11 protein-coding genes and 5 pseudogenes are annotated in these 23,245 nt (G+C 58.2%); 8 read left to right on the top strand and 8 right to left on the bottom strand.

The window, feature by feature from the left end:
• Positions 1 to 62: 62 nt before the first annotated feature.
• Complete coding sequence (locus tag BCCGELA001_RS39535) at positions 63 to 524, top strand: EamA family transporter (protein WP_008545083.1); 462 nt, start codon at positions 63 to 65, stop codon at positions 522 to 524.
• A gap of 287 nt (positions 525 to 811) precedes the next feature.
• Here the strand turns inward: BCCGELA001_RS39535 and BCCGELA001_RS29925 are convergent, their stop codons facing one another.
• Positions 812 to 1,081 (bottom strand): hypothetical protein, encoded by a 270-nt coding sequence (locus BCCGELA001_RS29925; protein ID WP_008545082.1) that lies wholly within the window; start codon positions 1,079 to 1,081, stop codon positions 812 to 814.
• A gap of 137 nt (positions 1,082 to 1,218) precedes the next feature.
• Here BCCGELA001_RS29925 and BCCGELA001_RS38530 point away from each other — a divergent pair.
• Positions 1,219 to 2,127, top strand: a pseudogene (locus BCCGELA001_RS38530) (transposase).
• Positions 2,128 to 2,433: 306 nt separating this feature from the next.
• Here the strand turns inward: BCCGELA001_RS38530 and BCCGELA001_RS29920 are convergent.
• The 3 genes and pseudogenes from BCCGELA001_RS29920 to BCCGELA001_RS36400 all read right to left on the bottom strand — a co-directional run.
• Positions 2,434 to 4,236: a hypothetical protein gene (locus tag BCCGELA001_RS29920; RefSeq protein WP_060736952.1), complete on the bottom strand. Its 1,803-nt coding sequence runs from the start codon at positions 4,234 to 4,236 to the stop codon at positions 2,434 to 2,436.
• Positions 4,237 to 4,981: 745 nt separating this feature from the next.
• A pseudogene (locus tag BCCGELA001_RS29915) lies at positions 4,982 to 5,267 on the bottom strand (transposase); the annotation flags it as partial.
• Between the two features lie 1,184 nt (positions 5,268 to 6,451).
• A pseudogene (locus tag BCCGELA001_RS36400) lies at positions 6,452 to 6,732 on the bottom strand (transposase); the annotation flags it as partial.
• Positions 6,733 to 7,308: 576 nt separating this feature from the next.
• On the opposite strand from BCCGELA001_RS36400, the gene BCCGELA001_RS29905 reads away from it, so the two are divergent.
• Positions 7,309 to 8,283: a D-2-hydroxyacid dehydrogenase gene (locus BCCGELA001_RS29905; RefSeq protein WP_060736950.1), complete on the top strand. Its 975-nt coding sequence runs from the start codon at positions 7,309 to 7,311 to the stop codon at positions 8,281 to 8,283.
• Positions 8,284 to 8,629: 346 nt separating this feature from the next.
• Here the strand turns inward: BCCGELA001_RS29905 and BCCGELA001_RS36395 are convergent.
• Both BCCGELA001_RS36395 and BCCGELA001_RS37540 read right to left on the bottom strand, forming a co-directional pair.
• Positions 8,630 to 9,541, bottom strand: a pseudogene (locus tag BCCGELA001_RS36395) (IS630 family transposase).
• Between the two features lie 134 nt (positions 9,542 to 9,675).
• Positions 9,676 to 10,095, bottom strand: a complete 420-nt coding sequence (locus BCCGELA001_RS37540; RefSeq protein ID WP_144441559.1) for a hypothetical protein — start codon at positions 10,093 to 10,095, stop codon at positions 9,676 to 9,678.
• Between the two features lie 1,780 nt (positions 10,096 to 11,875).
• Between BCCGELA001_RS37540 and BCCGELA001_RS29890 the strand changes: the two genes are divergently transcribed.
• Entirely contained in the window at positions 11,876 to 12,262 is a 387-nt protein-coding gene (locus BCCGELA001_RS29890; protein ID WP_060736949.1) for a hypothetical protein, read from the top strand.
• A gap of 535 nt (positions 12,263 to 12,797) precedes the next feature.
• Positions 12,798 to 13,058 (top strand): hypothetical protein, encoded by a 261-nt coding sequence (locus tag BCCGELA001_RS37535; RefSeq protein WP_144441558.1) that lies wholly within the window; start codon positions 12,798 to 12,800, stop codon positions 13,056 to 13,058.
• Positions 13,059 to 15,461: 2,403 nt separating this feature from the next.
• Here BCCGELA001_RS37535 and BCCGELA001_RS29875 read toward each other — a convergent pair.
• Positions 15,462 to 17,152: pseudogene (locus BCCGELA001_RS29875) on the bottom strand (MFS transporter).
• 639 nt (positions 17,153 to 17,791) lie between these two features.
• The gene (locus BCCGELA001_RS29870; protein WP_008545071.1) at positions 17,792 to 18,268 is read right to left on the bottom strand and encodes an Lrp/AsnC family transcriptional regulator; all 477 of its coding nucleotides are present in this window, start codon (positions 18,266 to 18,268) and stop codon (positions 17,792 to 17,794) included.
• Positions 18,269 to 18,423: 155 nt separating this feature from the next.
• On the opposite strand from BCCGELA001_RS29870, the gene BCCGELA001_RS29865 reads away from it, so the two are divergent.
• The 3 genes from BCCGELA001_RS29865 (at position 18,424) to BCCGELA001_RS29855 (ending at position 23,232) form a co-directional block, all read left to right on the top strand.
• Positions 18,424 to 19,938, top strand: coding sequence for an NAD-dependent succinate-semialdehyde dehydrogenase (locus BCCGELA001_RS29865; protein ID WP_008545070.1), 1,515 nt, complete (start codon positions 18,424 to 18,426; stop codon positions 19,936 to 19,938).
• A gap of 11 nt (positions 19,939 to 19,949) precedes the next feature.
• Positions 19,950 to 21,350 carry an aminotransferase gene (locus tag BCCGELA001_RS29860; RefSeq protein WP_060736946.1) on the top strand — a complete coding sequence of 467 codons (1,401 nt, stop codon included), beginning with the start codon at positions 19,950 to 19,952 and terminating at the stop codon, positions 21,348 to 21,350.
• Positions 21,351 to 22,062: 712 nt separating this feature from the next.
• Positions 22,063 to 23,232, top strand: a complete 1,170-nt coding sequence (locus BCCGELA001_RS29855) for a M24 family metallopeptidase (protein WP_008545068.1) — start codon at positions 22,063 to 22,065, stop codon at positions 23,230 to 23,232.
• The last annotated feature ends 13 nt before the right edge of the window (positions 23,233 to 23,245 follow it).

The raw sequence follows: 23,245 nt of genomic DNA, 5'->3' as shown, positions 1-23,245 counted from the left end.
TAGCCGCTGGCACCTATTTCTTGCGCCAGGTCGCCCGAGGGGGTGATTATCAATGAGTACGGATGTTTGTTGTCGGTTGGCTTGCCGTATTTCTTGCGCAAGGACTGGGAGCCATATTTAGCTTGAAAACCATCCGCGACCAAGAGCGCACCTTGACCTCTTCATCGTTCACACTGATTGTTTTTAGCGTAAGCCTGAATGCATTGGCTCAAGTTGCTTTGCGTAAGGCTATGCTGACGCTTGGTCCCATACTGTCCATCGGGGAGCCGCTAGCATGCCTTCGGATGATCGTGAGCAACGTCTATCTTTGGAGCGGCTTGGCGTGTTATTTCGTCGGGATTATATTCTGGTTAGCTGTGCTCTCAAGCCATCAGGTTAGTGTTGCGTATCCAATGCTATCGATGGGCTACGTAATCGCAGCCGTATTCGGTGTTCTTCTACTTGGCGAAGAAATACCCCTGGCGAGGCTAGTTGGCATCGCGTTCATTTGCGTAGGCGTGTCCATAATTAGTCGGACGATATAGCCACAGTACCAAATGCTTATGCCTGCCACGTCGGTCGCCTCCCTTAGACCTATTTCTCGTTGAACTTAATCAATGGAAAGCCCGGCGAGATCGTCGGCCGCCGCAGCGATCTTGAGAAGTTGATCTGGCGTGATGGCCAGGGAGCATGCATTATTAGAAGGCTCAAGAAGGGGTTCATCTGGCCATCGGTTGCCGCTGAATCGGTGCGCGGAAGACAGACATGACCGCCGAGCGGGTCTTTGCGCAGCACCCGCACCTGGAGTGCCAACGACGGGAAGCCTCTGCGCTTAGCCGTGTAGCCTGTCGCGAACCACACTCGCGCGCCTGCCGGAACCGGGATCATCGACGCGCCAGAGCATCGAGAGCTCGACGCAGGCGCCACCATCAACGTCGCCCTCGACACGGATGCGATCTCCGCTACCAAGAACAATCTCGATGATGCCCTGGCTGCTTCGTCGCCCCGCCGGCGCCCTCACCAATGAGGCTTCGGCCGCATCCCGCGGCGGTACAGTCGGCGCAATCTCGACCGGCAGCCGCCGCTCGACCGATGTGATCACCTGTGCCCGCGAAATCGTCTTAGCGCTGCTCCTAAGATTACCCCCTAGAGCATGATCGTCTGAGGCTGAGTCGATTGGGGATTCCGAATCAGTAGGTACTGATTCAAGATGCTTACTGGGCTGGAGGCCAGCATCCGATGGGACGAGCCTATTCGCTTGATTTGCTCGAGCGGGTCGTTGCCGCGGTGGCGGCTGGCGAAAGCCGCCGCTCAATTTTCAGAAGTGAAGTGGTCACAGCGATATCGCGCGATTGGAAGCGCCGCGGCCCGGCCAATGGACGGCCGTCGTCCGTACGTCCTGTGTTCTGAACGGAATTGACGGCTCTAGCGGCTTACTGAGCAACCGGACATCACCTTGCGCGCGCTGCTTGCAGAGCTGGGAGAATGCGGGATCAAAGGTCAGCTACTACGCGGTTAAACTTCTTCGAGCACGAAGGCACAGTCTTCAATAAAAAGCCTGCACGCCAGCGAGCAGGGTCGCCCCGATGTCGCCGGGCGGCGAGCACAGTGGAAAAACTATTAAGTGGGACTTGAGCCCTCCCGTCTGGTCTTCATCATTGACGACCAGCCGCTCGCCGCGGCGCGCGCGGCCGTGGGTGCGCGTCATGTTGGTCTTGGCCCAAGTCTCAAAGGCGCCTCACGGCCGCTGACGGACCTTGACCTTCCTCGCGGCGCTGCGCCACGACCGTGTCAGCGCTCCCTGTGTGACCGATGGGCCGATCAACGGCGAAGCTTCGTGGCTTGTCGAGCAGGTGCTGGTTCCCTCGTTTAAGCCAGGCGATGTTGCCATCATCGACAATCTCGGCAGTCACAAGGGAAATGCCGTGCGACGCTCTATCCGCCCGTCGGCGCAAAGCTGTTCTTCCTGCCGCCCTACCGCCCCGACCTGAATCCGATCGAGCAAGTCTTTGCGAAGCAAAATCCCTACTCCGAAAAGCAGCCGAGCGAAGCATAGAGGTTACCCGGAAACGCATCGGCTTGCTGGACTGCTTCACGCCAGAGGAATACGCCAACTACCTCGCCAACGCGGGTTACGCTTCAACATGACGCAATCTCGTTCCCTCAACGGAGGAATACGGAGATTAAGAATGGCTTTCAATTCAATGCCAAGCGACGACCATCGCGAGCTCGATATTCTGGCCTTTACACGTTGTGCAGGTGGAATGATCAACGTCGACAATGAGGCACTACGGCGAATCTAGACCTGTAGCCGCATTGATCTTCGGGATGATACATTGAGTTGGACTGCGGTGGATTTCTTCATGGCCTCAGGCAGAAGGTAGTCTTCGTCGGAAACACGGGTTTCAAGGCTACCTGCGAGGATCGCACATTTCAGCTCCGATTATCCGGGTGCTATCGCCTAACTTCGAGGCAGGATTGCTCCGCCGTGACAGCGGAGCGTATGGGCTTCATCAGAAACTGCCGGTGAGCATTCGGATAATACCCTTCAATGACGGGGACTTCGAAGCTAGCGGTGGCCACGTAGTCCGCCTTTCCGGCTCCAAACGAGGCCAACACGCCGGCATAGTCAAGATGACGTGGGCCCTCCGGCGCGATCAGTACCCACGCTTTGGCCATATCGGCACAGTTCTCAACTCCTAGGGCTTTTACCGCGAGTGCATTGCTGCCAGGATATCCTCCGAATAGCCACGGTAAACCAAGCGGCCGTGTCTCGAGCACATACAGCAGGGTCGGCGCGTTGGCGAGATCTATCACGGGGGTACCGACTTCAAGGCCGGCCGCACGAGCCTGGGTTCTGGCCCCGACCAGATAGTCGTGGAAGGCTTGCGAAAGCATCAATCTTCCGCGCCCCGGCAGGGTCGTAACAGCGGAGTAAGCGCGCAAGTCTTTCACCTGACGCCAAGGCTTGAGCATGAAACCGTTGACCAAAGATGCAATGAGCAACTGCGCCAATACCGTCAGTGGCATTAGGGCCGCGACGCTGCGTCCCTCTTGCGCAAGAGGGCTCAAAAAGACGACGGCGGCGAGCATCCAGAACAAGCAAGCGTCGTATCCGACAACCCAGTAATTGACTCTGGAGCTAAGTGCGAGCAGATGCGGAAGGACCAAAAAGGTTAGTGCGAGAACGATGCTGGCGAGACCCTGGCCGCGGAGAATGATTCCTCGACGGTAGAACATTGCGCCGACGCATGTAAAGGCCGGCACCAGAAACAGCATCGAGAGCTTGATCCTGATCGGATTGGTCCCCAGCAGCACAATAGTTATTGTCACGATCAACACCGCGGCGAGAACCCCTGATGTGAGGAGCTTGTGCTTAGATGCCATGAAAATACTGAGCAGAAGGGCTGTTGCCAGGAAGGCCGCGAAAGCGATTTGCGAATGACTTGTTTCGAGCCAGTCGATCCTGAGGATGTGAGACACCTTGTGCCCGCCATCAAGTAGGGTTATCCCCTCAGTGCCCTTGACCATAGAGGTCGCCAGCCCGGTGATACCACCGCCGATCGAGTAGCAGATAGCAATAACTAGAGTGAGAGCGATCAGCGCCGCGCTAAGCATGAGTAGTAGCGACTTTCGCTGCAAAGCAACGACATAGAACATCACAATGACCGCGAGGGCCGCAGCGGTTGCCGGCCTCGCCATGAAGGAGCACCAGCCCCCAACGCCGACCAGTATCCACCCCAAGACTTCGCATACACGCCCTGGCCGATCTGCTAGTAGCAAGCCGATCATGACCATCATGGCAGCTTGATAGTTCAGCGTATAATAATTCGGCGTGAGAGCCCACCAATAAAAGGCGACTAATGAAAGGCTGGCGATCCCTCCCGATAGCGCGACCGCCTGAGGCCAGCCGACCGTCCACAGACGCCGGACCGTTAGGAAGCTGAGAATCCAGCCTAGCGCAAGTGTGAGCGTGACGTTCGCGATGCGGAGCACTGCGATGTCACCTCCCGCCCACCGATATGGCCAGTGGAAGACAAAGTCGAAAAAGTTAGGCGGAATCTTGATTGGGTAGGCGAATGGGTTTGCCATGGCGTTCAGCCAGAAACCTTCGTCGCCCGGGTTGAGACCATAACTGCTGTAATATAGCAGCCAAGCGAAAATGATTGCTGTAGTTGTTATAGATAGAGCAAGCAAAGTACGATCGAGCAAGGTCAATAACCTCCTGCGGTTGGCAAAGTGCTTTTCTCGGAGCATTGGCCCATTTCCTATCAGCCTCATAGAGGAGGCTCATCCCGGTTGCCTTCAACTATCTGACCCGATCCTCGCAATCTCCTCCAAGAATTGGTAGAGCCAGTCCGCGCAATCGGAATTGGTCAGGCTCTTCGAAGAGCAAGTGATCGCGATCTTGCTGGGCCAGGAAGTGGGAAGTAGCACGGTTTCTGAAACGCAGTACGAGAGCCTGCCCGATCCACTCGGCTCGGGAGCAGCGGATGACGTAAAACGCCTCAAGTTTTCGGGCGCCCAGAAAGCGTCCATCCGGCAATGACGAGGTCGCGGTCGCGGAGATCTGCCGGTCGGCCGGGATCAGCCAGGGGCGGCAGCGACTTCGTGGGATATCCGTCGAAGGTTCGCGTGAATCTAGGCAGAAAGATCATATCCCGCGATCTTGACATTTGGGCTCCCAGCCCGGCATCACGCTAGACTTCTCACGGACAGGCAAGCCAACCGACAAGTGCGGCCATCGAGGCCCTCACTGCTCGCTCCCGAGCCGAATACATCAACACGCACCGGGTCCCTCCGGATTGCGAAGACTCAGTGATAGGTGGAGACTTGGGGCAGATACTATGATGCATCAGAACACCGATCTGTCTTTGCGTTGAGGAGAAAAGACTTGCTGATTGGGATTCGGTCCTGCCGGGCATTTCGAGTTCTGCCGCGCTCGTTTGGTGATGGATTTGGGCGGCATCCCTCGTCAAGGGAGCGTGCGCTTCGGTCCGCCCTTGATCTCACCGATGAGGCGCTAATCGGAATGGTCGAGTGCCGCTTGGCGCCGTGCTGAGCCGGGAAGCTCGTTTAGGCGAGCACGTTGGGCCCGGCTTCATCCATAAAGGCGGCCAGCTCGGACAGTTTGCGACGGAACTGATCAGCTACCTTGTGCCACTGCGACTGTGCGGCGTCGGCATCGTCTTGCACGAACGTGGTGGCAACGAAGGCGGAGACGACGTGCGGCCGCTCTTGCTGGCATGCGCCAGCGCAGTGCGCATGAAGTGACGCCGGGGCCGTGCACAAGTGGTTGATGGAGTTGCCGGATGCAGCAACAGGCCCATTCACTCGCATCGCTGACTGCGACTCTTTGTGGCGCAGGCCGTCGAGCCCAAAAAAAGCGCAACTAGAGCGGCTGCCAGCCGCTTGATCTTGATGGCGGCGGCCGCCAGATAGGCCTGAATCTTCATGTTCGGCAGACCACGCCGTATGGTGCGCGCAATCTATGTAAGGCCTTGGCATCGCCATGGAAGCCTTCTCAACACCAGCGATGGCGCTGAAGAGCCTCGATTCTGTCAGCTCCGTCGGTCGCGACGGCGGCGGACGGAGCAGTGCACGTTACCCCAACAACTGGTTTATTTGCTCGCCCCATCGACAGGCAATCACCCTCGAGCGGACACCGGGCACGATCCTTCGCATCGATTGAAAGAAATGGCCGTGATTGGTCGCGCGGGCAAGATAAGTCCTCGCGGGCACTTCAGGATGTCGTGCTTGGCGTCGTACCGGAAGCGTCCGGAGGGGTACGCGACTCTCGATTGATACGGATTTAGCTCGGACATCTATGCCGGGGCAATTCGAGGTCGATAGACTTGGCGTAAGCATAGCCGGCATCGGCGGTGACCGTTTTGATGTCGATTGCTGTAATCGCTTCAACCTCATAACTTAATCATCTCACCTTCGTCCTTTATCCGGTTGTGACCAAAATAATGCCGACCTTGTCATCGACGGCCATGTGTCTGCTTGTAGGACGGCTCGAGCCCGCGGGTTTCGGGCGTTCGTGGCCATCCTTGCACCGGAATCGGTCGTGCAGACCGTCTTGTACTTACCGCTCTGCGTCCCTTGTTCTCAACCTTGCTTTCATCCTCGCCTTGATGTTCGTTCAGTACAACCAACCCATGCCAACTCACGTTGACACGGATCAGCGACGCATCGATGTGGACCACCTTAGCTGTCGCAATGTTGGCCTGCAGGCAGGCATCGACTGTTCGCTTGAAAATCTCACGGAACAGCTGTTCGCCCCAGCGCTGGCAGATACGCGTCAGGCTTGAATGGCGCGGTAGCTGCTCACGCAGGCGATAACCGGAAAATCAGCGAATGCGATGTTGACCAGCGGGCGACCCGCTAAGATCGTGCTCCCGTTGCGTGGTATGGCTGGGCAGGTCACGCCGATGCTCCGGCAGGTCGGAAGGCATCAGCCTGCCACCGCTTAGGCCGAGAGGGGATCATCGTTCAAGGAGCGATGGTTTCTAGTGTCATGTAGCGGGCGCGCTGGACGACCCATTCCATCGTTCTGCTTGAGCAGGATTGCACCGAGGATACGAGCGATGGCATCTTCATTGGGGGAAGATGCCGACGACTTCGGTTCGCCTCCTTGGTCTCGCTGTTGAGGCGCTCGATCGGAATGGTCGAGTGCAGACGCCCGGCGAGCACGTTGGGCTCGGCTTTATCCATAAAGGCGTTGAACTTGGACAGTTTGGACTGGAGCTGAATCGTGTGCTCGACCTGTTTTGGCTATTGAAGAGGTTACGGATTGCTGCTGGGCGAATGACGGCCGGCCTGGGATCCACCCCGAAGCGGCGGTACGGCTGATCTCGTCGGCATCGTGCACGATCGTAAATTGATGCGCGAGGCGGAGACGCACGTTACGGCGCGCAAGCTTCTATGGCTCTCCTTCCTAGTTGGCGCAAAGCGTTCCGATCCAACGCTGACATGTAGAGTTCGTGCTGCTATGTCCTCTTGAAGACCTCTGATGTTGCAAAGCCGACCACCGGCCATCGTTTCATAGGGCCGCGGCGGGGGCGCGTGCTTCTTTTGTGAATCAGGCCGCCGTACGATCCTGGTATGCTGTTTGCTAGGCATGAGGAGCCACCGCGAGCGCGGATTGTTGTTCTAGGAGTTGCCAATGAGGCCTGCCCGAGCCAAATGAATGTGCTGCAAAGTGTGATCCTTCCAGCGCCGAAGCGGCGAACATCATCGCTGTTGCCCCGCCTGGGCTGCCGAAGGGCTAAACCGCCATATCACCAGCCGATTCGCTCAAGTACCAAGGGTTAGGATAAGCTGCTTATGACATCCTCCACATCGGCGGCTGACGATACCATCACCGTGCTCGTCAACCATCCCTCGCCCGATGAGTACGTGGCGCTGATCGGTAAGCGCTTCCCGGGTTTGCGCGTGTTGAGCGCCAAGGACGCGGCTACCCTCAATCACCATGTGGCAATGGCCGATGTTCTTCTCGCCCCTCGTTTTCCCGTCGAAGTTTTCGACAAGGCGCGTCGACTGCGTTGGTTTCAGTGCAGCAACGCGGGCATCGATTCGATCCTGCCGATCCGCGACTGTATCGGAGACCTCATCGTTACCAATGCTCGGGGTATGCATGGCGAACTAATCGCCGATTTCGTAATGGCAGGCATGACTATGATGCATTGGGACTTCCCGCGGCTCATGCGGGAACAATCTCGCAAGGAATGGCATCCACGAGAGGTCTCACCACTCGCGGAGCGGACGCTCGGCGTGGTTGGGCTCGGCTCGATTGGTAGTGCCATCGTCCGTCGCGGGAAAAGCGCCGGAATGACGGTCCTCGGATCGAAACGCGATGTGGGCGCGCCAATCGTAGATGTCGACAGGCTCTTTCCGCCAGATCGCCTCGCCGAACTCCTGGAGCTCTCCGATTTCGTTGTCCTTGCCGTTCCCAACATTCCGGAAACAAGGAAGCTCATCGGCTGCAAGCAGCTTCGGCTGATGCGGCGCACCGCTTTCTTGATCAACATCGCTCGCGGCTCAGTGGTTGCCGAAAGCGAGCTCATTGACGCACTCCGGGCGGGCACCATCGCCGGAGCCCTCCTCGACGTATTTGAACGAGAACCACTTCCAGCCGACAGCGCACTCTGGGCGATGCCTAACGTCATCCTTACTCCCCATATTGCCGGTAACCCGACCGGCTACACCTTGCGCTTATTCGAGATGTTCGGCGATAACTTGCAGCGATTTCTCGAGAAGAAGCCGCTGCGCAACGTTGTCGATGTGAGGCGAGGATACTGATTGAACCAGCAGAAAGAGATGAGGTATCAGTCCGCTTGACATTAAGATGAGTCGCCTCCCGCTGCTCTCGTAGCCGGGCAACCTGCCTTTCTCGGTCCGGTACAAGACCGGCCCCGGCGCATGGCGTGCAGCTAGCGCCAGATAAATACGGCGGAACCAAAATGGCGATCAAAGCGTCAGCAAAGTGTCGTACTCCGCGCCACCCCAACCACACATCGCGTGAAAACCGAGCCCTTTGTCTTCACGTGGCTTCGGGAAGCGCGCCAGGCCTGGCCGATCGATCTCCTCAAACAGCTGCGGGCATGTCACGCCGAGCCGCCGGACCGGCCGCTCCTCCTAAAGCGTTTCACATTTTGACTGAAGCATAACCGACGTTGGCGAAGTAGTTGGCGCATTCGCGAGGCTGGATGTCGTGGACGAGGTGACCGATGTGGCGCCAAGTGTCCTCGATGGTGCGCTTCTGAGCTTGCCGCATCCAGTGTTTGATCTTGGAGAAGGCCTGTTCGATCAGGTTGAGGTCGGGCGAGTATGGCGGCAGGTACCAGAGCCTGGCGCCAGCAGCCTGGATCATCTGCCCGACAGCTCTCGACTTGTGGCCTCCGAGATTGTCGAGAATGACGATATCGCCTTCGCGCAGGGTTGGCAGGAGAAGATGCTTCACGTAAGCGCGGAAGCATTCGCCGTTGATCGGGCCGTCGAAGACGCAAGGTGCCGTGAGTTGGTCATGGCGGAGTGCGCCGAGGAATGTGAGGGTACGCCAGTGACCGTGCGGGGCGAGCCGCGCAGGCATGCCCCTTTGGGTCCGCAGCCCCGTAAAGGGATCATGTTGGTCTTGATCCAGGTCTCATCGATGAAGACGAGCCGGCCCGGATCAAGTCCGGCCTGCCAGGATCGCCAACGCCGGCGCTTACGAGAGACGTCGGCGCGAACCTGTTCGAGGGCGAACGCTGTTTTTTTTGAACCGCAGCCCTTCCCGGCGCAGGAACAGCCAGACCGCGTTGTGTGAGACCTTGACCCCATGGGCTGCCAGTTCCGCCTTCAGGCCATGGAACGTCAGATGCGGCGTCTGAGTGATCCGCTCGACGATGAAGGCGCGGTGCGGATCAAGCATAGGCTTGCGGTGACCGCCCATTTTGCCAGGCACAACCGAGCCGGTCGCCCGCTGCCGCTGTGACCACTTCACAACCGACGAGACCACAACACCAAACCGTCCTGCCACAGACCGGCAGCTCTCGCCCGCCAAAACCGACGCCGCCACACGCTATCGAAGATCCAGGGAAAGAGGTCGGGTCATGCGATGCTGGCCTCCAATCCAGTCAGCATCTTGAATCACAATCCGCCAAAAACCGGAATCCCCTCCGATTCAATTAAGTAAAGGCTCTAAGCTACTGATCAAATCGCCGATTGCAGCGCTGACATCAGTGAGACTGTGGAAGACGTGGTCGCGCAGCCGACCGAGCACTGGATCCGGCGCATCCTGACCGAGAAGCGACCTTCCGGGCAAGGTAGACCTAGCAATACCTTACCGGCAACCGTCAGGTTCGGCCGCGATATATTCCTGCCTCGGGTCGACAGTGTCACAACTTCTCGCATGAACTCGCGGTGTACTGCCGCCCAGTCGGGCTCGGCGGGACGCCGATCGCCCCTTGTGGTACCTGCGCCGGGGCAAACTGCCGATGCCGAGACGATCGCGCGCACCGTTCCCATCTGGTCGCGCGTGGTATATGTGATGGCGCGCGGCATTCCGACAAATTGTTTACGCAGGATTCCGAAGCGATCGCCCGCACTGTGGACTTGGTAGAGCCTGATCATGGAGCATTTTCCAGTCGGATATCGACCGCAGGAAGGGAGGCCGAGGAGGGGGACGATGCGCCGCGTGCGCGAAATATTGCGCCTGAGTCTGTAAGCAGGGCGATCGACGCGCGGGACCGGCGAGCCTGCCGGGCCGGGGCGACTACGGGGCCGGGACATGATGAAGGTTTGCATGCTCCGGGGCTAGTCCCTGTGGAGATCAGCGACGTCGACCTGGAAGCGTGCTTGTACCGCTTACCTAGGGTGAAGCCTGGCTCGCGAGCTGAAGCGCAAACATATAACGCTGCTGGTTGTGTGGGAGAGCATATCAGCGCGAACCCGGATGGCTATCCCTCAGTCGTTGGTGTGACCTGTTTCGGCGCTGGGAAGGCCGTCTGCTTCTGATGATGCGGCAGAACCACCCCGGCATTGAGAGAATGTTTTATCGATTACGCCGGCGACAGGGTGCCCGTGTAGTTGACCGCCGGACCGGTGAGGCGCATGCATCTATTCGCGCCCGGGCTCGGCGGATCGAGCTGGTCATTCGCCTGCGCGACGTGGACCGAGCAGTTCGCCGACAATTGACATTGCGACCTTCGCGTTGTTAGAAACCAGAAGATTGGCCACACCGCCGACAATCGCGAAGGCGCCGTTGTGCGCGTCGATCCGGTCAACCGCAGCTGTACCGACAGGCGCTATTAGCACTGCGGTGCTCCCGGCCGGGCCGGGAATCCGCGGGATAAAGCGAAGTGTCGGCGATATCGAGCTGGGTTCTAGGCCGCCTGCGTAATCGTATCTTCTATAGCTTGGCCGAGGTGAACGCTGCGGTCCCCGAGTGCGAACGACACACGGGTGCTTCGCCAGTACAGCAGAATGTGAAGGCAGCATTCGAAAAGATCGACACCGGATCTCAAGCCGCTGCCTGTCGACGGTGGATCCATGCTGAGTGGAAGCGTGGCCGAGTCGGGCTCCATTATCACATTGCGATCGAGTATGACCAGTACTCGATGCCGGGCCGCTTCGTCCGCCGCGAGGCGGAGGCTGCACTACCGCACGCACTTTCGACGTTTTCCTTGATGGCGAACGCGTCGCCACCCACATGCGCGGAAGCGGCAACGGCGGCATACGACGATCCCTGAACATATGCCGTCGAGCCACCGGAGCTGCAGTGAATAGACGCCGTTGAAAATCCGGGAAGAAGTTGCGCGAATCCGGCCGATGCTGTCGCTGCTGGTCGAGAAGATCATCGAGGATCGACCGCATCCCGAGCAGGGCTGCCGTTCCTCCTCGACATCATCGGATTGGAGAAGCGCTCGGGCGCCGAGCGCCTGGGCGGCGCGCGCTGGAGATCCAGGCGGGCAACTATCCCTCGGTCAAATCGATCTTCGAGAAGAGGCTCGACAAGATCCCGGTGCGCAAAGCCCCGGAGAAAATGCCGATCTTCCACACGAACACCCGGGATCCCAGATATTACCATTGGAGGGACTGAAATGCTCAAACACCCTACACTCGAACTGCTGGGGCAACTCGGTCGCGCAGGCATTGCGTTCACCGAACTGGAAAGCGCTCTATGCGCGTGCGCGCAAGACGCTCGTAAGTCATCCATTTGCTCGTCGGCAAGTGATTGTCTTCTGCAAGCAGCACCGCCCCCTGAATGGCGCTGCTCGATAGCCGTGAGCCGGACTTGGTAGGTTTGGTGTTCCTCGTCAGCTAAGTGCGTCGGACCGTTTTGGGAGACACACCTCATGCGCGCCAAGTGTGGCAGGGATGAAAATGCCGGCACGGACTCGAGGCACTTCGATTGGACCGCGTTGCGCCGCACATCTCTCGCGTGGCCCTGTTTGCCTGTGGCGTGATGGGGAGCGCTTGTGCCGACAATCCTCCATCGCGGCCGGAGGCCACGACGCTGGCCGACCAGAAGGACGGTCTCGGCACGCCCTCAGCGGCCGATCAGCATCGCCTTCCGCCCGGACTCCACCACCAGGCAAACGCTCGACCTGCCCGGGCGGCACTCGCTTTCGCGACGACCGCAGGCTCCATCCGCCTGTTCGACGACAAGGGCGAGCCGCAGGCCGACATCGCATACACCTCCGATCAGCTCAACGGCAGCGCCCACGCGCCGGCGGCTGCCGATCAATGCCGACGAAGTCACAGACTCGACCTCTCCGGAGGTGAAGCCCAATGCTGAGACCTGGCTCCGATTTTACCGACCTCGTCTTTATCGAGCCGGTCGGGACTCGCTATAGACGCTTCGTCGCCCGGCGAGGATGTGCCCAAGCAGTTTTTTTCCGTGCGCGGCGATGTCAGTACACTCGCCGTGGTGATCCGCCGCTAGCTCGAGAAGCACGACAGGCTGTTGTCGCCAAAGTATGTCGCCGGTGGAAGCTATGGTGGTATTCGGCGGCTAAAGGTGGTCGCCAATGCAACTGCAAGAGGCGTCGGCGTCAAGGCCTGATCATGATTGCACAGGTGTTTGACTACCGCAAACTCGGCGGCACGAGCCTTTGTGAATACGTCGCAACGCTGCCGAGCTAAGTCGCAACCGCAAGCGAAGCCAAGTGACCTGTGAAACGGGCCGATCTCGCCGACGTCGAAGCTTACGCGCGCGGCGAGTTCTTGACCGACGGCAGTGCGGACAAGGAGGTGGCCACGCGGGTGGCCGACAAGGTCGCCACGCTGACGGGCATCGACCAGGCGGTGAGCCGTAGGCCCGCGGGCCGTCCGTGTCGGCGAATCCACCGCAAGAATGGCAAGCTGACCGCCGCTTCGATGCTTCCGTGCGTGGCTTTGATCCTTATCCGGATTCGGCAGCCTCGGATTCGGCGATCCCTCGAGCAACACGCTCTGGCGCCCTGACCAGTGCCGCCGTCGATCTCATTACGCGCAAGCTGAACTGGCGGCCGGGCGGCTCCTATGAGGTGATCAACGGTGCGGTCGGGCAGGCCAGGGATTTCGGCCGCTGTGCCAATTCCGAGTCGGTGTAGGAACTGCGCCAGATCCTTGCGACCGATCCGAAAATGAAGGTGGGGTCGGACACGCTCGTTCGACCTCGCAACGCCCTTTTTCGACTACAGTCGTGCTGACCAGTTGCCCGCGTTCGCTGCGGCGCCGCGCGTCAAGCGGGCAGTCAGTAGTTTGTCAGCGTTTTCCTAGCGCCAGTTTTTGGCTTCGACTGGTCTTGCTCGATGGCCGGCCGGCATCTAAGGCGCCGTCACCTAGGGCAAATGGCCTAGCCGCGCGGCCGCCTACCCGAGCGCCTCCTCATAGAAGAGCTGATAGTGGGAATCCGATCGGAACGCACGAACGATTTCATCGTTCCTGGGCGAGCTAGATTCGATGCGTGTGACCCTTCGATTTGTCGAGCAAAGGGGGCGTCCGCCTCCTTCGCAGTCGCACCAACTGGGAAGGTGCTGCGGTCACCAAACAAGATCATAGGTAGCAATGATTTTGCTTTACCCTATGGACCTCAAGCAGAAGGCATTTTTAGGCTGTCCTCGTAAGCCGAATGAGTTTTGAGTAGCCGCAGTATGGTCGATCGGTGGAGAAGCTTGCCCGTATTTCATTCTGGGGAACGTAAGAAGTAAGACGCATCCATGATGCAATTTGGGCCGATACTCGCCTGCAATGTCGTCGAGGAGGGCCGCGAGTGCCGCAGATTGCTCGCGAATTCAGGGTGTCGATGATCTCCCAGCCCGCCCCGAACAGGAAGCGCGAAGCCGCGCCGTGGCGGCTGCTGATCGCATAGTGTGATCGCTCAAAGAGCGGATCGACGCGGGCCAGCCCACCGCCGAGCAGACTACACATTGGATTGGGAAGCGATCTTTTGTGATGCCGGTGCGACTTGTATGTCGCAAGATTGGCGTAGCCCAGCCGACCGGCGATCGGTGACTCTGGCTCGGTCTTGTTAGATTCGATAATGATCAACTTTGCCCATCATGGTGAGCTGACCCAGCGCCCGGGTGATGCGCGCTTGGACTTCCGGGAGCCGTCCGGTGACCATGCACGTCCCAGTAGGCGCGCGTGCTCAGAAAGCGGTGTTTCGATGCCCGGGCGGAGCTCATGCCAGGGCGTTGGGGTTTTGCGAGAAGGCTGCGCCGCGACATCGGGACGATCGGCCCCGCGATGGCCGTCCGAAAGAACGACAGGACGCAGCCAACCAATGGTAAACCCCTGCTCAGGATCAGTGTTCGATGGAAGCGGTCGACCGCGGAGTCCAAGGATCCGCACGAGGTCGGGAGATTGGCTCCCCGTATTATGTCTTGCGAGAACGACGATCTGGCCACGAGCGATCGGCCATCATCCAGCTTGGCCGACATGCAGGCTGAGGGCCCGCTCATATCGACGCAAGTAGCTTACATGATCGAGTTATGACGTGCGTCGGTCGGGCGGATAATTGTTTCGAGCAAACTTGCAATGTAGTCGTCATAGATGCGTCGTGGCACGAACGATAGAGATCGAGACATATTGACGCGCCTGCATTATATGATTTCAGCCAGCGCCCGAAATGGTCTGGTTGGGTCCGGCAGCGTGCTTATAATCTAGGCGGGTACGTTGAGCAAGTGATCGGGGTTACCTGTATGATTCGCGATACCGCGTTCGATGTCGGGACTCTGCTCGATCAGAGTGAGCGCGTAGATCATTCGTCAGCCGGTGCAGCGCGACGTGGCGCAGCCCGTTGCGCGCTGCTCAGAATCGGGCATTGATGTCGAACATGCTTGCTCACCATAGTGCAATGCCGTCGTAGGCCGAGGACGCCGCAAATCAATCGGTCCGTCCTGTTGAAAGGGAAGGCATTTTCATCCACCCTTCTAGCTTGCGGGCGTTCCTCCCACTTGAGGTGGCTGCCGAGCCTGCAACGGATTGCGGCCTTTGAATGATGAACTACCATGTTGCTAAATGGACGGCGTTTTCCTGGGCAGCACGTGAATTGGTGAAATCGAGATTTTGGAACAGCCATCGGATGTATCATCGAGATGGAGCTAAAAGCCGCCTTAAACCGGTCTTGCTTTTCAGGGGAAGATCACTGGCCGCTGCCTGATCACCGAGGCTTCCCAGGGTGCGTTTGCTTCCTGACTTGAGAGGTCACTCTTCGGGGGCCCGCCTATCGTAACCCGGCAGAAGCCGGATTCACCAATAAGAATATTTGCTCGTCCCGTTTTGCTTACAGGATAGCCCGCACGCTCGGACATTCTCAGAGACGCCGATCTGGGGACTATCGCTCCTGCTGTGCTCGTCGACCTGCTCAGGCCAGCCGGCAAGCTTCACTATGCGAGGCGGTGGTGCGGCAGCCGGCTCCAAAGTCTCAATGTTGCTGCTTTTAGGCTGAGCCTTTGACAAGGGCGGATACGCCGATCAGAGCGACCCTTGCGTATGCTCAAGCTTGTCGGTCAAGCTTGTCGATCAACTCCGATCAGCTCTTGACCTTGCACCACTTCCTTTGCAGCGCGATCTGACTCGTCTTCCTTCCGGTGCACTGACCCAAACGGGCGCTCCAGCATGCGGCGGACGCGTATGGGCTCCGGGCCGACGTGGAAAGTCGACGCCTGTCGATCAAGGGCGCGCTCTGACTGCGTGGAGCGGTTGCGCTGTCGCAGATAATCCAGCCAGGTCGGACAGTGGTAGCGTTCAGTCCAAAGTTCGGGCTCGGCGACATCCCGCGCAATAGACCAGCCATATGCGCCGCTACGCTGGCGGTACAGCTGCACGTCCTGCATGACGTTGTGAAAGGCCCGCGCATTCTCCTGCGCCACGCGATATTCAATTTCTATCACAAGCGGCCCACAGCGCTCAGAAAGCTCAAGCCGGACTTCCGGGTCGGCCAGCATCTCGGCGTCTTGGTCACGAATACTTATGCGGGGCATTCGGAGCCAGATTCCGAAGATCGGTGACGCCAGCATCAGAACGGCCGAGATCAGGAGGGCTGTTTGCACACCGCTGATATCCGCCAGATAGCCCCACGCCCAGCTGCCAATGGCAATCCCTCCCGATCCAGCCGCCTGGTAGGCCGCAAGCGATCGGCCGGCAACCCAGCGCGGCGCCGACAACTGCACGCCGATGTTAAACAGCGCCCACGCTAACATCCACACGGCGCCCGCAAGGAACAGAGCGACCGCCGTCATTATCGACTCGCCGCTCAGAGCTACGGCAGTAATCGCTCCGCCAAACGAGAGCGCGCAAGCGCGGATTGCCGCCTCGCCGCTCATGCGTTTCCGAACTTCGCTTATATTGAGCGCGCCGATCACCGCGCCCAGACCAAAGGCGCTAAGCATAGTGCCGTATGTCTGTGCGTCACCATGCAGTAGGTCGCGAGCTACAAGGGGCATAAGAGCGATGATCCCGCCACCAATCACTCCCGTTATCATGGAGCGAACAAGAACGATCTTGATCGATGGAGAATTGACGATATAGCGCACGCCTGAAACGATGGCGCGACTAAGGCTCTCAGGGGGCAGACGACTTGGTTCAGACGTTCGCTTCCATAGCAAGACAGCCGCGAATAGCGGGAGATAAAGCAACGCGTTGAGCGCGAAGGAAGCAACCGCGCCCGCTGTTGCGACCACAATTCCCCGACGGCTGGGCCCACGCTTCGCGCAATATTGTAACTGATGCTGTTCAGAGCCACCGCCGCCGGAAGCGTCTCAAATGGCACTTGCTCACTGACCGAAGATTGCCAAGCTGGGTCCATCAACGCCATGCCGGTGCCCACCACGAAGCACGACGCGAGCAACAGGTTCGGGGTGAGCAGGCTGAGCCAAGCGAATGCTGTCAGCGCGGCCGCGCCGGCAAACGCGATACCGACCGAGATCAGCGCCACGATACGCCTGTCGTGCATGTCGGCGATCGCGCCGGCTGGCATCGAGATCAGCATGACCGGCAACATCAAAGCGGTCTGCACCAGAGCGACCTTGTCGGCCGATGGCGTCATCTGCGTCATCGCCCAAGCCGCGCCAACGCCCCGAATTAGGGCACCAACGTTGGCAAATATGCTTGCCAGCCAGATGCGCCGAAAGGCGCAGTGGCGCAGTGGCGCGGTGATGCCATCGGCGTTGAACGTCTCGGGCTTAAACGGATTGGTCATCGCGGCTCCTGCGTCACCCCCGAGATTTGAGTTGACCCGGCGATTATTGTGGAAAAAGCTTAGTCGCTGGCAACGGGCTAAGCGGGACGCCTGACTCCCGCAGCCGGAGCGCCAAGGCCTTGCGCACCAGTCCGCACCTTGAGACAGCCCTGGAACGTGAATTTGCCCACGCGACGGGCAAGACCGCCTGTGTCCTAGTACTAGACCAGGAGTCAACAACGAGCGGGCCCACTGGCTCGTTAATTTCTGTGGCGTAGCAGCGCGGTCGTTGGGGGTTGAAACGCCGTCGTGAAAAGTGGCCTGTCTCAACCGTTCGCTGAAATCTCGGCTTCGAAGTCAATGCCGATTGGGCTAAGAACTGAACGTCGGCCTTGCTGTCACGGTCCGCCAGAGCAACATGAGCTATTTCGTCGGCCGAACGGCAGGTGGATGTCCGCCGAGTCCTCGTTCTTTGCATTCGTCTCGTCAGAGTAGATGAGTAGCTCGCGTGATTGAGCTGCAAACGGCACCTCATCTGTTGAGAAACCCTCAAAAGAGCGTTGTGCAGAGTAGAGTGTCGAGCTGACGGTTTCTGGCTTTTTACGCGAATTAACGATGAAAAACCGCATGATGGTGCAATGAAAAGAGGGAATTCTTGCGTTACTCCTCGGACGGAGACTCAATTGGAATGGCAAACCCTGCCTTTACGCGATCCATGATGACCATGGTTTTGAATCCCTTGATGTCGGAGTTCTCATAAAAGAAACGTCGTGTGAACTGCTCATAATCCTCCATGGTTCGCGCCGTAATGTAGAGAACGAAATCAGCATCACCGGTCACGTAGAATCCATTGACGACCTCAGCTGACGATCTGATGGCCTTCTTGAATTTGTCGATGATGTCTGAGCGCTCTCGCTCGAGACTCACCAGCACAAGCATCTGAATAGGCCTTCCGACCGCCTTAGCCGAAACAATTGATACATCGGCTTCGATTATCCCATCGGAGCGCAGTCTCTTTAGCCGCCGTTGACACGCCGTAGCAGAAAGCCCGGCCATTTCGCCGATAACTTCTGACGTCAGGCGGTTATTCTTCTGCACGATCTCGAGGATGCGGGCGTCTATCCGGTCGTATTGCATGATGTGCTCCAGTCTTTAGGTGCATTCCGTCGCAAAGCGCGTGGGTGCCGCAGGAAATCCACCGAGTCGCGGGGAAATGCGACGTAAATCTCTCTGCGCTATCAGTATCCTGATTGCATAGACTATTTCAACAATTGACCCTGCGGGGCCTACAAATGACGTTTCAAACGAGTCGGCACAAAAGCCTGCAGCCGGTCGGACTTGCTACTCGGTATCTGCAAAATCTGCGGCGGCGCGATTTTCTGGCGGGGCAGGCGTTTGTCGACGGCCAATGGATGTCGGACGGACAGCGAGATCCTGTGATCGACCCCGCGACGGGGGAGGAGATCGCGCATGTTGCTCGTTGTGGCGCCGCAGAGATGCAGGTGGCAATCGCCGCGGCTGAGCGGTCCTTTCCGGCTTGGCGAGAATTGTTGCCGGCGAGGCGAGGAGCGATTCTCAGGTCTTGGGCTTCATTGATGCTGGAGCACGCGGACGAACTCGCGATTCTGGTGACGAGTGAGCAGGGCAAGCCGCTTGCTGAGGCGCGCCATGAAATAGTGTATGGCGCTGGCTTTCTGGAGTGGTTCGCGGCGGAGGGGGAGCGCGCCTACGGGGAGACGATCCCCAGCCACAAGCTCGGAAGTCTGCTTCAGGTGCGAATGCAGCCGGTGGGTGTCGCGGCGGCGATCACGCCATGGAATTTTCCTATCGCCATGATCACGCGAAAGGCGGGGGCCGCTCTTGCTGCCGGTTGCCCAATGATTGTGAAGCCTGCTCCCGAAACGCCGCTGTCTGCGCTCGCCCTTGCCAGGTTGGCCGAACAGGCTGGGTTCCCGCCCGGCGTACTTCAAGTGCTAGTTGGGGATCCGATCGAGCTCTCGACGCCGCTGTTGGGCGACACGCGGATACGGGCTCTTTCGTTTACGGGCTCTACGGAGGTTGGCCGTCTGCTTCTCAAGGGAGCCGCCGAGAGCGTCAAAAAGGTGTCACTAGAATTAGGCGGCCATGCCCCCTTTCTGGTATTTGACGACGTCGATGTAGAGAAAGCTGTCAAGGGCGCGATGGCCGCAAAGTTTGCCACGTCAGGCCAGGATTGTTTGGCTGCTAACCGCATCTACGTGCAAAGAAGCATCTACAGCGCCTTTGTTGGCGCATTTGCTGCGGCGATGGCTGAGCTCAAGGTGGGGCATGGTTTGGAGCCAACAACAGACATTGGGCCAATGACTAAGTTGTCGGTCGCCAGAAAATGCAGGTCCCAAATCGATGATGCGACGAAGAAAGGAGCCCGAGTTGTCTCAGCGAGACATGATGAAAGCTTAGGGCCTAACTTCATTTCTCCAACACTGCTTAGTGAAGTTACTGAGGACATGCTCATAGCTCACGAAGAAACGTTTGGGCCTGTCGCCGCCGTACTGCCTTTCGATTCCGAAGAAGAGGTCATCGCCCGAGCCAACGAAAATGAAATGGGGCTCGCTGGGTACGTTTATACGGACAGCTTGCGTCGAGCGCTACGACTCTCCGAGCGAATTGAGTGCGGCATGGTTGGTATAAATACAGCCTCGTTCACTGGTCCGCCGATTCCGTTCGGTGGCTGGAAGCAATCAGGGCTCGGCCGCGAAGGGTCTCGTCACGGTTTAGCGGAATACATGGAACTTAAATATGTCTGCTTCGGCGATCTGGCGGCTTAGGAGAAAACGAGATGATTGATATCAAAACCATTTCTGAGTGGGATCGCTTGAGTGTGCTGCATCCTTTCACTCAGCTCAAGGACTTCGCCACGGGCAAAATCGGTGATCCGACGATCGTTACCGGTGGGAAGGGCATTCGGATCAAGGACGCCGAAGGCCGCACTTATATTGACGGCTTTGCCGGCCTTTATTGCGTAAACATCGGCTACGGACGTACCGAGGTAGCTGAGGCCATCGCGCGTCAAGCTTACAATTTGGCATATTACCACACATATGCGGCGCATACGACCGAAGAACTGGCGACACTTTCGGATCGCCTGGTGCGAATGGCCCCCGGTAAGCCCAGCAAGGTGTTCTTCGGTCTGTCCGGATCGGACGCCAACGAAACTCAAGCAAAGCTCGTCTGGTACTACAATAACTTACGCGGTCAGCCTAAGAAGAAGAAGATTGTCTCGCGTGAGCGCGGCTACCATGGTTGCTCGGTAGTTTCCGGCTCGATGACCGGCATGTCGTTCTACCACGACCACATGGACCTTCCCTTTCCGGGCATTCTGCACACAGGCGCCCCGCATCACTATTGGGGCGCTGAGCCGGGCGAGACGGAAGAGGACTTTTCGCGGCGGCGTGCCACCGAGCTCGAAGAGCTGATCGTACGGGAAGGGCCAGAAACCGTCGGCGCCTTCATTGCCGAGCCGGTGCTAGGCACAGGTGGTATTACGCCCCCGCCGGCGGGCTATTGGCGTGAGATTCAGACCGTTCTGAATCGATACGACGTTCTGTTGATCGCTGATGAGGTAATTTCTGGGTTCGGGCGTACCGGCGCTGATTTCGGTAGCACGCTCTACGGGATCGAGCCAGATCTTGTGACAGTTGCCAAAGGCCTGACGTCTGGCTACATGCCGCTGTCCGGAGCCATTGTTGGTGAAAAAGTTTACAAGGTGGTGGAGGAGGCGGCCGATCGCGTCGGGGCATTCTCGCATGGGTATACCTATTCCGGCCATCCGATCGCGGCGGCGGCCGCTAATGCCGTTCTCGATATCGTCGAGCAGGAACGACTCAGCGACCGCGCCAGGGACGTCGGCGCTCACTTTCAGAAGCGACTTAAAGAGCGTTTTGCGCAACTAGAAATCGTTGGGGAAGTTCGCGGCGTGGGCTTGCTGGGCGCAATCGAGTATGTTTCCGATCGCCAGACTAAAAGGCGGTTTGACCCCGAACTGAGGGTCGGCGCGCGCATCTCGAAAGCTGCTCGTGATCGGGGGCTTATTGCACGAGCGATGCCGCATGGAGACATTCTTGGATTTGCTCCGCCTCTCGTCGTGTCCGAAGCAGAGATTGATGAGATTGTTGAGCTCGCATATCAGGCAACCAAAGAAGTAATGGACGAACTCGCAAGGGCATCGGCGATCTCATAAGCGCGGATTACTTGCGGTCCGGGTTCCACACCAGAGTCAGCAAGTGCCCGCCGTAAGACCGAATCGTCATTAGAGGAAAGCATTCTTTATCCTGGCAACTGACATTCTTCGCCCTGGACACGCAGCAGCGCTTTATCGGAGGACGCCGCGAGTGAATGAAGGTCGAAGTCCATGCGAAATATTGCGGCAACGATGGATTCTACGAAAAAGCGCTAGCGGGTCATACGAATGCGTGCGTATCGCCAATCGGGGGGCAGGATTTATCAGAGGCTTGCTCTGAGCTTAGCCTGTTGATGGGAAGCGATGGACCACCAAGATTCTTAGAATTCTGCCACGGCCGGCTCTTCCCTCTAGAGCCGGTATTCAGCTTATAGCTCGGATGGGAGACGACCCGTGTACATGTATTGTGGTGACTGGCGCGCTATTGGATTACGCAACAGGAGCCGTCTATAAGGCGGAGAGATGCTAACATGCATTTGCCCACTGGACACTTTGACCATTTGTATTTCAGTTGCCTGTTTGGCTCGGTAGCATCGAGCACAGCCGGGTTGCCGCAAAAAAGGTGCGAAGGCACTTCATGCCTCAAGTTCGCGTCTGCTGCTCTCCCAATCGACAGATCGAAGAAGGGGCAGAAGTGCGAACAAGATGCGATTCATCGTCCTGCTGTTCCGCTAGGAATGTGAAAGATAATATCCATCAAGGAGCTGTAGTCATGGCAATGGTTAAGGCGCCCCAGGCGTTTCCGCGTACCGAATATCTGCAAAGGCTCGCCGCGGTTAAAAGAGAAATGGAGCGGCGCGACATTGATGCGCTGATGATCACAAGTCCGGCCAACATCACCTATCTTTCGGGCTACACCAGCAAATCCGGATATGTGCCGCAAGGCCTGGTCATTTCCTTGAACGAGGAAGAGCCGACCTTCTTCACACGACGCATGGATGCTCCAGCGGCGATGCATCAAATGTTCATCGATAACAGTCGGGTCATCGGCTACGCGGAAGATCTCATCGCAAATCCAGACGTTGACGGCTTTGATACCATCATCGACTTCTTGCATGACAAAGGCCTCAGTAGCGGGGGCGTCGGACTTGAGGCAAAGGTCGTCTCGGCTCAAACAGTCGAGAAATTCAAGGCCAGGATGCCCACAGCCCAGGTGGTCGATTTTGCAAATGCAGTACACTGGATTCGGGGGGTTAAATCCGATCTCGAAATTGCGCTCATGCGGGAAGCTGCAGCGAACGCTGATGCAGGCATGACGCGAGCCAAAGAGGTCATCCGTCCGGGAGTGAGAGAGGCCGACGCGGCCGCAGAGATCATCGCGGCGCTGGTGCGCGGCGTCGACGGCAACCCCAGTACCGACCTGTCAGGCTTTTTCCTGTGCGCCTCACCGCGCTCGTCCACGGCACATATCAGGTGGAGCGAGGACGTCTTCCGGCAGGGTTCCCAAATCAATCTCGAGTTTGGCGGTGTACGTCACGGCTATACCTCGGCGCTGATGCGGACATTCTCAATCGGCAAGCCGTCAGACCGGTTAAGGCGGATCCATGAAGGTGAGGTGGCCGGTTTGGAGGCCGCACTCGCAGCTGTCAAGCCCGGTGCCGTCTGTGGCGATGTCGCTACGGCTTTTAATACCACGATGAAAAGGCATGGATTGGTAAAAGAGTCGCGGTGCGGCTACGCTATCGGAATCGATTGGACAGAGCCGACGGCTAGCCTCAAGGAAGGCGATCGGACGGTCTTGAAGCCGAACATGACGTTCCACCTGATGCTCGGAAACTGGATCGACGAAGATTTCGGCTATGTCATTAGCGAAACATTCCGGGTCACTGAAACTAGTGCAGAAGTCTTTTCCAAGTTGCCGAGAATCATAAATGAGATCTGACTCCGGAACTCGA

Origin of the sequence: Bradyrhizobium sp. CCGE-LA001, from assembly GCF_000296215.2 — a bacterium.
Classification (GTDB): domain Bacteria; phylum Pseudomonadota; class Alphaproteobacteria; order Rhizobiales; family Xanthobacteraceae; genus Bradyrhizobium.
Note: the sequence above shows the minus strand (reverse complement) of the source record. Positions and strands in the feature narration are given on the sequence as shown.

What these genes read in the sequence shown, in the direction of transcription:
- BCCGELA001_RS39535 (WP_008545083.1), top strand. Translation starts at nt 63, where the DNA reads ATGTTTGTTGTCGGTTGGCTTGCCGTATTTCTTGCGCAAGGACTGGGA.
- BCCGELA001_RS29920 (WP_060736952.1), bottom strand. Translation starts at nt 4,236, where the DNA reads ATGCTCCGAGAAAAGCACTTTGCCAACCGCAGGAGGTTATTGACCTTG.
- BCCGELA001_RS29905 (WP_060736950.1), top strand. Translation starts at nt 7,309, where the DNA reads ATGACATCCTCCACATCGGCGGCTGACGATACCATCACCGTGCTCGTC.
- BCCGELA001_RS37540 (WP_144441559.1), bottom strand. Translation starts at nt 10,095, where the DNA reads ATGATCAGGCTCTACCAAGTCCACAGTGCGGGCGATCGCTTCGGAATC.
- BCCGELA001_RS29870 (WP_008545071.1), bottom strand. Translation starts at nt 18,268, where the DNA reads ATGCAATACGACCGGATAGACGCCCGCATCCTCGAGATCGTGCAGAAG.
- BCCGELA001_RS29865 (WP_008545070.1), top strand. Translation starts at nt 18,424, where the DNA reads ATGACGTTTCAAACGAGTCGGCACAAAAGCCTGCAGCCGGTCGGACTT.
- BCCGELA001_RS29860 (WP_060736946.1), top strand. Translation starts at nt 19,950, where the DNA reads ATGATTGATATCAAAACCATTTCTGAGTGGGATCGCTTGAGTGTGCTG.
- BCCGELA001_RS29855 (WP_008545068.1), top strand. Translation starts at nt 22,063, where the DNA reads ATGGCAATGGTTAAGGCGCCCCAGGCGTTTCCGCGTACCGAATATCTG.